The organism is Haloferax sp. Atlit-6N (genome assembly GCF_003383195.1).
Classification (GTDB): domain Archaea; phylum Halobacteriota; class Halobacteria; order Halobacteriales; family Haloferacaceae; genus Haloferax; species Haloferax gibbonsii.
Map to the genome: position 1 here is coordinate 1 of NZ_QEQJ01000278.1, position 473 is coordinate 473.

The following is a 473-nucleotide window of genomic DNA, read 5'->3' on the forward strand; positions in this document are numbered from 1 at the left end:
ACAGTTTCGAGTCGGCCGCGATCCACGGCACCAGCGCGCTCGAAGACGTCGACCTCGACGACGACGAGATCGAGGCGATCGTCGACACCGCACGCCAGAACGTCTCCGTCCCGTACGTGAACGTCACGGGCTACGTCGATCTCCGGTGTCCGACCGGCGACGGCGTCGATCGGATCAAGGAGGCGCTCAAGGCGGCCGAGGGCGACGAGGACGAGATCCCCGAGGAGATCGAACTCGAAGTCACCTACGTCGGCTCGCCGGAGTACCGCATCCGCGTCCGCGCGCCGGACTACAAGACGGCCGAGGACGCCCTCGAGGCGGCCGCCGGCCGCGCCAGCGAGTCGATCGAGGCCGACGGCGGTACTGCCAACTACCACCGCGAACGGCACGAAGAAGACGAATAACCCCGACTGACCGACTGCGACCACGCCCCCATCTTCCGCTCGTGAAATCCGACATTCGCGTGTGTTCCA

Annotated in this window: 1 pseudogene; it reads left to right on the forward strand. The window is 66.6% G+C overall.

Features of this window, described 5'->3' with window-relative positions:
• Positions 1-404, forward strand: a pseudogene (locus DEQ92_RS22335) (translation initiation factor IF-2 subunit alpha); the annotation flags it as partial.
• Positions 405-473: the final 69 nt, after the last annotated feature.